This window comes from Faecalibacterium sp., from assembly GCF_052358865.1.
Classification (GTDB): domain Bacteria; phylum Bacillota; class Clostridia; order Oscillospirales; family Ruminococcaceae; genus Faecalibacterium; species Faecalibacterium butyricigenerans.
On record NZ_DAWCVJ010000102.1, the window covers coordinates 1 to 7,004 of the forward strand.

Below are 7,004 nucleotides of genomic sequence, written 5' to 3' on the forward strand. Positions count from 1 at the left end.
CCCCCCCCCCCCCCCCCCCCCCCCCCCCCCCCCCCCCCCGCCTCCCCGGGGCAGACTGCGGATTCAACATCCGTCCGAAACGATGGATGAAAAACCGGGGAGGAATTTTTTATGAAACTGTGGAAAAAAGCTGCTGCTGCCGTTCTGGCCGCAGTCATGTCTCTCACCCTTCTGACGGGCTGCTCTGGAAGCGCGAAAATTACTCGTGACAGCGAAAAAGAGAAGCAGGCGACGGGATGGATCCAGACATATGCCAAGGAATTTGCTGAGGCAAACGGTGTAAGTGGATTTGAACTGAAAGCAGATGACGCACTGGTTGAAGCAACGAGCGCAGGAGCAGTGTTCTACGTTCAGGCGAGTGAACTGATCAAAGACCTTCCGAATAATCCGGATGCTTGGACGGAAGCGGACAAGAAAAAGGTTGAAGATGGAAAAGCTCTGATGGCAAAAGCAGATAATGCAATCCAGCAGAAGCTTGCAGGGAGAAAGTATGTGACCTATAGAATGACATGCAATGAAAATGACTTCAGCGAGAGCATGATCAAGGCATGGTTTGAGGCAAAGAAAAAAGACATGAAAGACGATGTAATCAAGAAGTTTGAGGGAAAACTCCCGAGTGGATTTGGTGTGGTCGTAGAGATCAAATCTGGTAAGGTCTATACCATCGTTACGATTGCAGCCTGAAAGTAAAAATGCCCGGTGTACAGAAATGTGCACCGGTTTTTTTGTGTCTCAGCCGAAGAGATGCTTTTTCTGCCTCAAATGGGGAAGAATGATGGAAGAGGCAGAGAAGATGAGGGGCGGGGCGGAAAAACTTTTGGTTAGAAGTGACGAACTTCTCCGCGTTTATAGAATTTTGCTAAAAATAGGTGGAAAATTGATTGAATTTTACAGCCGGTTTGAGTATAATGGGGAGTAAAGAATCTTCGTTCAATGTTTAACATCCCGGCCCGGAGAAAAAACAGAGCGTGTCGGGAAGCGCACACAGAGGGGGGCCGGACGGTGAAGGGCTGGTATAAAGCGCTGGAAGATCTGGTCTGGCTGACCCAGCTGGGGCTGAATATGCTGCTGCCGCTGGTGATGTGTCTGGGCGGCTGCTGGTGGGCCGTCAGCCGCTGGGGCTGGCCTATGTGGGTGTATCTGCCCGCTGTGCTGCTGGGGCTTGCCGCCGGGGCGCAGAACTTCTGGGTCTTCGTCAAAGAGCGGCTCGACCGCACCAAAAAGGACAAGCCCCGCCGGACGGGCTTCAACTCGCATCTATGAGATAAGGGAGACATCGATCTATGAAATTACAGCCGGAATCCAAAAAGGAGCTGCTCCGCATCGCGGGCGGCACGGCATTCTGCACCGTCGTTTTGTGGGTGCTTTTCGCGGCGCTGCATCTGGTGGGCTGGGTGAGGTTCGACTACACCGTCATCCTCGGCAGCCTCGTGGGCGCGGCCGTCGCCATCGGCAACTTTGCGGGCATCTGCTTCGTGGTCCAGAAGATCATCGACGAGCCGGACGAGAAGCGCCGCAAGGCAACATTACAGCTTTCCTACAACAGCCGGATGCTCCTGCAGGCGCTGTGGGTGGTGGTGGCCATCGCGGCCCCCTGCTTCCAGCCCTTTGCCGGTGTGCTGCCGCTGTTTTTCCCTCGTGTCACCATTTATTACCTGCAAATAACGGGTAAGTACAAACCGCTCACGCCGAAGGCAGAGCCGGTGGACGTCTCGGTGGAGGACGACCCCGCGCCTGCCGACGCACAGCGGTCCGCACCCGATGAAAAAGGGGGTGAAACGTAACAAATGGAACTGAACGGCGCAAAGATCCTGTATACCATCCATACCAATATCCCTGTGCTGGGCGATTTTAAGATCACCCAGACTCTTGTGAGCACATGGATCGTCATGGCGCTGCTCTCGGCTCTGGCTTTCTGGCTGGGGCGTGACCTCAAGCTGGAAAACGTCTCCAAACGGCAGGCCGCCGCCGAGTTCATCGTGGAACGGCTGGACCAGTTCGTCCACGACAACATGGGCTATCACTTCGATAAGTTCATCCCGCTGGTGGGTGCTATATTTGCACTCAGCATCGGCTGCAACCTCATCAGCGTGGTGGGCCTGTGGAGTCCCACGGCAGACCTGAACACCGAGGCGGCATGGGCCATCGTGGTGTTCATCATCATCATGTACTACAAGATCAAGACCAACGGCATCCTCGCCTACCTGAAGGGCCTGCTGGACCCCATCTTCCTGATGGCACCCATCAATGTGCTGTCGGAGGTGTCCACCCCCGTCAGCATGGCCTTCCGTCACTTCGGCAACATCCTGTCCGGTACGGTTATCTCCACCCTGCTGTACTGGGCACTGGCGAGCCTGAGCCACGTCATTTTTGGCTGGCTGCCCGGCTTCCTGAGCCAGCTCCAGCTGTTCCAGATCGGCATCCCGGCCTTCACGGGCCTCTATTTCGACTGGTTCGGCGGCTGCATTCAGGCGTTCATCTTCTGTACCCTGACCACCATCTTCATCAAACGTGCTGCCGGTGAGGAGTAAGCCTCCCGCCCGGCATCCCCCAAAAACAAACATTTTCAGGAGGACACAAACTATGACTGACTTTCAATTCCTTGCTCGTGGTATCGCTCTGGCTGGCTGCGGCATCGGCGCAGGCTGCGCACTGATCGCAGGTATCGGCCCCGGCATCGGCGAAGGCAACGCTGCCGCTGCTGCCTGTGAGGCTGTCGGTCGTCAGCCCGAGTGCAAGAGCGACGTGACCAGCACCCTGATCCTCGGCGTCGCACTGTCTGAGACCACCGGTATCTACGGCTTCGTCACCGGCCTGCTGCTCATCTTCCTCGCACCCGGTATGTTCATGAACTACCTGCAGTAAGCGCTCCTTTCTGAGCTTGATTTCAAGAGAAAGGGGAGACGCTTATGCAACTTTATCAGGCATTGATCACGTTGGATGGCTGGACGTTTCTGGCTCAGGTCTGCAACCTGATGATCCAGCTCGTGATCTTCAAAAAGCTGCTGCTGAACCCGGTCAAAAAAGTCATCGCGGAGCGCAAGGCCAAGGCGGACAGCCAGATCGCAGACGCCGAAAAGCTGCGCGCCGAGGCTGAGGCCATGAAGGCGGAGTATGAGCAGAACCTGCAGAATGCCCGCGCCGAGGCCGGCCAGATCGTAGCTGCCGCCCAGAAGACGGCTGCCGCCCGCGGCGAGGAGCTGCTGGGCGAGGCCCGTGCTCAGGCCGCTGCCCTCAAGCAGAAGGCCGAGGCCGACATTGCGCAGGAGCGCAAGAAGGCCGTCAACGAGGTCAAGGACGAGATCGGCGGCATGGCGATGGAGATCGCCTCCAAAGTGGTCGAGCGCGAGATCAAGGAAGCCGACCATCAGGATCTGATCGACGAATTTATCAAAAACGTGGGTGAAGCATCATGACCGAGACTGCAAGGATGTACGGCGGGAGCCTGTACGACCTGGCCGCGGAGGAAGGGCTGGACGAGCGCATTCTGGGTGAACTGGAAGGCGTGACCGCCCTGCTGAACGGGGACGCTGAGTATCTGCATCTGCTCAGCATCCCCAGCATCCCCAAGAAAGAGCGCTGTGCGCTGTTGGACGAGGCCTTCCGCGGGCAGGTCCACCTCTATGTGCTCAACTTTATGAAGCTGCTGTGCGAAAAGGGCGCTCTGCGGGAGCTGCCGGGCTGTGCCCGGGCCTACCGTCTGCGCTACAATGAGGCTCACGGCATTCTGGAGGCCACCGCCGTCTCCGCTGTGCCCCTCACGGCAGAGCAGACCACCCGCCTCCACGAAAAGCTGGAAAAAGTCACCGGTAAGCACATCGACCTCAAAACGAAGGTCGAGCCTGCCGTGCTGGGCGGCATCCGGCTGGACATCGAAGGCACCGAGCTGGACGGCACCGTCCGCAATCGTCTCGCCGGCCTGCGCAGCAGCATCGCGGCGGCAACGCTGTAAAATCAATACGAAGCTCTCCGGCTTTGGCTGAGAGGGCATCCACCCGAAAGTTTACAAAGAATTGAGTGGTGAAGACACAACAATGCAACTGAAACCTGAAGAGATCTCCAAGATCATCCGTGCTCAGATCAAGCATTACGAAAATGTCATCGAGCAGAGCGAGGTCGGCACGGTCATTCTGGTGGGCGACGGCATCGCCCGCGCCAGCGGTCTGGAAAAGTGCATGGCAGGCGAGCTGCTCCAGTTTGAGAACGGCGAGTACGGCATGGCGCAGAACCTCGAGGAGAACACCGTCTCCATCGTTCTGCTGGGTTCCGACGTCGGCATCAAGGAGGGCAGCACCGTCAAGCGCACCGGCAAGGTCGTGTCCGTCCCGGTGGGCGAGGCACTGATCGGTCGCGTCGTCAACGCACTGGGCCAGCCCATCGACGGCGCCGGCCCCATCGAGACGACGGAGTTCCGCCCCATCGAAAGCCCGGCCCCCGGCATCATTGAGCGCCAGCCCGTCAAGGAGCCGCTCCAGACCGGCATCAAGGCCATCGACTCCATGATCCCCATCGGCCGCGGCCAGCGTGAGCTGATCATCGGCGACCGCCAGACCGGCAAGACCACCATCGCGTCCGACACCATCATCAACCAGAAGGGCAAGGACGTCATCTGCATCTACGTCGCCATCGGCCAGAAGCGCTCTACCGTGGCAAACCTCGTCCAGAGCCTCACCGAGGCCGGGGCCATGAGCTACACCATCGTGGTGTCGGCCACGGCCTCTGAGCTGTCGCCGCTGCAGTATATCGCGCCCTACTCCGGCTGTGCCATGGGCGAGTATTTCATGCACAAGGGCAAGCACGTCCTCATCATCTACGATGACCTGTCCAAGCACGCCGTCGCTTACCGTGCCCTGTCGCTGCTGATCCGCCGTCCCCCGGGACGTGAGGCCTACCCCGGCGACGTCTTTTATCTGCACTCCCGTCTGCTGGAGCGCGCAGCCAAGCTCTCCGACGAGCTGGGCGGCGGCAGCCTGACGGCTCTGCCCATCATCGAGACGCAGGCGGGCGATGTGTCCGCCTACATCCCCACCAACGTCATCTCCATCACCGACGGCCAGATCTTCCTTGAGACGGAGCTGTTCCACTCGGGCGTCATGCCGGCCGTCAACCCCGGCATCTCGGTCTCCCGTGTCGGCGGCAACGCCCAGATCAAGGCCATGAAAAAGGTGGCCGGCACCCTGAAGCTCATCTACTCCCAGTACCGCGAGCTGCAGTCCTTCGCACAGTTCGGCTCCGATCTGGACGCCGACACCAAGGCCCGTCTGGCACAGGGCGAGCGCATCGTGGAGGTGCTGAAGCAGAACCGCTCGGCCCCCGTTGCGGTCGAAAAGCAGGTGGCCATCCTCTACGCGACCATCCACGACTACCTTGTGAACATCAAGGTGCCCGCCGTGGCAGAGTACGAGAAGGGCCTGTACGAGTATCTGGATGCCGATGCTGCCGGTGCCTCTGTGATGGAGACCATCCGCACCACCGGCAAGCTGGAAAAGGACGCCGAGGAAGCTCTGAAGGGCGTGCTGTCCGCTTACACTGAGAGCTTTATCAAGGCGCACTGACAGGAAGGAGGCGTAACGCATGGCAGGTTCCATGAAGGACATCAAGCTGCGCATCAAAAGCGTAGAGAGTACCATGCAGATCACCAAGGCTATGGAGCTGGTGGCTTCCTCCAAAATGCGCCGTGCCAAGGAGCGGGTGGAGCACAGCCGCCCCTACTTTGAAACGCTGTATGAATCACTGACCAAGATCGCGGCGGCGGACCCCCGTGCCCGCAACCCCTATCTGCGCCGGGACGAGATCAAGCGCACCCTGCTGGTGGTCATCGCGGGCGACCGCGGACTGGCGGGCGGCTATAACGCCAATGTGTTCAAGCAGGCCGACGCTGCCGGAGGTCCCGCCGTCGTCCTGCCCATCGGCAAGCGCTCGGCGGAGTATTTCGCCCACCACGAGGCCGACCTGTTCACCCACGAGGTGCTGCTGGCGGCGGACGTGTCCGTGAGCGAGTGTTTCACCCTGTCCCACCAGATAACGGAGGGCTTCCTCAAGGGCGAGTACGACGCGGTGAAGCTCTGCTATACCCGCTTCGACTCCATGATGACCCAGACGGCCATCACCCTTGAGGTGCTGCCCCTGACCATCGAGCCTACAGAGGCCCAGAAGGCCGAGGCACGCCGGAGCCAGATCCTGTACAAGCCCAGCAGCGAGGAAGTGTTCGGCGCGATCATCCCCGAGTATGTGGCCGGTGTCCTCTACGGCGCAGTGTGCGAGAGCGTAGCCAGCGAGCTGGCCGCCCGCCGCACGGCCATGGATGCTGCCACCAAGAACGCCGGTGAGATGATAGAGCATCTGAATCTGTATTACAACCGCGCCCGTCAGGCCGCTATCACGCAGGAGATCACCGAGATCGTGGCTGGTGCGGAGAATTAAGGCGGCTTGCCCTCTCCGTCTCGCATCCGCTCGCCACCTCTCCCAGAGGGAGAGGCTTTGGAGTATGCGGGAACGCGTTTGGCTCTCCCTTTGGGAGAGCTGTCACCGAAGGTGACTGAGAGGGCAAGGACGCTGACAAAGAGCATTCCATTAAAAGAGAAGGAGTTGTAGCCTATGTCCGAAAAACACATCGGCAAGGTGATCCAGGTCATCGGCCCGGTGCTGGACATCCAGTTCAAGGATGGCGAGCTGCCGGATCTGCTCAACGCCATCGAGATCGACAACCACGGCCAGAAGCTGGTGGTCGAGGTGGCGCAGCTGACCGGTGACAATGTCGCCCGCTGCATCGCCATGAGCAGCACCGACGGTCTGGTGCGCGGCACCGAGGCCGTGGACACCGGCGAGTCCATCAAGGTGCCCGTCGGCGACCAGTGTCTGGGCCGCGTGTTCAACCTGCTGGGCGAGCCGGTGGACAACAAGCCCGCCCCCGCCCCGGAGGCCGCCAGACCCCACCCCCCCCCGGGCCAGATAAAAAAGACCCCCCCCCCCCGCCCCCCGGGCCAAGGGGGGGGGGGCGGGGG

At 60.0% G+C, this 7,004-nt stretch carries 9 protein-coding genes and 1 pseudogene; all 10 read left to right on the forward strand.

Annotation, left to right across the window (positions count from 1 at the left end; genetic code table 11):
- Window positions 1–111: 111 nt before the first annotated feature.
- Window positions 112–684 (forward strand): hypothetical protein, encoded by a 573-nt coding sequence (locus ACT8X9_RS12160; protein ID WP_444269161.1) that lies wholly within the window; start codon window positions 112–114, stop codon window positions 682–684.
- A gap of 318 nt (window positions 685–1,002) precedes the next feature.
- The gene (locus ACT8X9_RS12165) at window positions 1,003–1,263 is read left to right on the forward strand and encodes an AtpZ/AtpI family protein (protein ID WP_249233675.1); all 261 of its coding nucleotides are present in this window, start codon (window positions 1,003–1,005) and stop codon (window positions 1,261–1,263) included.
- 20 nt (window positions 1,264–1,283) lie between these two features.
- The gene (locus ACT8X9_RS12170; protein ID WP_444269162.1) at window positions 1,284–1,784 is read left to right on the forward strand and encodes an ATP synthase subunit I; all 501 of its coding nucleotides are present in this window, start codon (window positions 1,284–1,286) and stop codon (window positions 1,782–1,784) included.
- 3 nt (window positions 1,785–1,787) lie between these two features.
- A complete protein-coding gene (locus tag ACT8X9_RS12175; protein ID WP_227621668.1) occupies window positions 1,788–2,531 on the forward strand; it encodes a F0F1 ATP synthase subunit A in 744 nt (247 codons plus the stop codon).
- A gap of 52 nt (window positions 2,532–2,583) precedes the next feature.
- A complete protein-coding gene (atpE, locus tag ACT8X9_RS12180) occupies window positions 2,584–2,865 on the forward strand; it encodes an ATP synthase F0 subunit C (RefSeq protein WP_015564615.1) in 282 nt (93 codons plus the stop codon).
- Between the two features lie 44 nt (window positions 2,866–2,909).
- The gene (gene atpF, locus ACT8X9_RS12185; RefSeq protein WP_227621667.1) at window positions 2,910–3,416 is read left to right on the forward strand and encodes a F0F1 ATP synthase subunit B; all 507 of its coding nucleotides are present in this window, start codon (window positions 2,910–2,912) and stop codon (window positions 3,414–3,416) included.
- A complete protein-coding gene (atpH, locus tag ACT8X9_RS12190; protein WP_249233672.1) occupies window positions 3,413–3,952 on the forward strand; it encodes an ATP synthase F1 subunit delta in 540 nt (179 codons plus the stop codon). Before atpF ends, atpH begins: the two co-directional genes overlap by 4 nt.
- Before the next feature lie 82 nt (window positions 3,953–4,034).
- Window positions 4,035–5,555, forward strand: coding sequence for a F0F1 ATP synthase subunit alpha (gene atpA, locus ACT8X9_RS12195; protein WP_227621664.1), 1,521 nt, complete (start codon window positions 4,035–4,037; stop codon window positions 5,553–5,555).
- A gap of 19 nt (window positions 5,556–5,574) precedes the next feature.
- Window positions 5,575–6,423: an ATP synthase F1 subunit gamma gene (gene atpG / locus ACT8X9_RS12200; protein WP_444269163.1), complete on the forward strand. Its 849-nt coding sequence runs from the start codon at window positions 5,575–5,577 to the stop codon at window positions 6,421–6,423.
- Window positions 6,424–6,597: 174 nt separating this feature from the next.
- Window positions 6,598–7,004, forward strand: a pseudogene (locus tag ACT8X9_RS12205) (hypothetical protein); the annotation flags it as partial.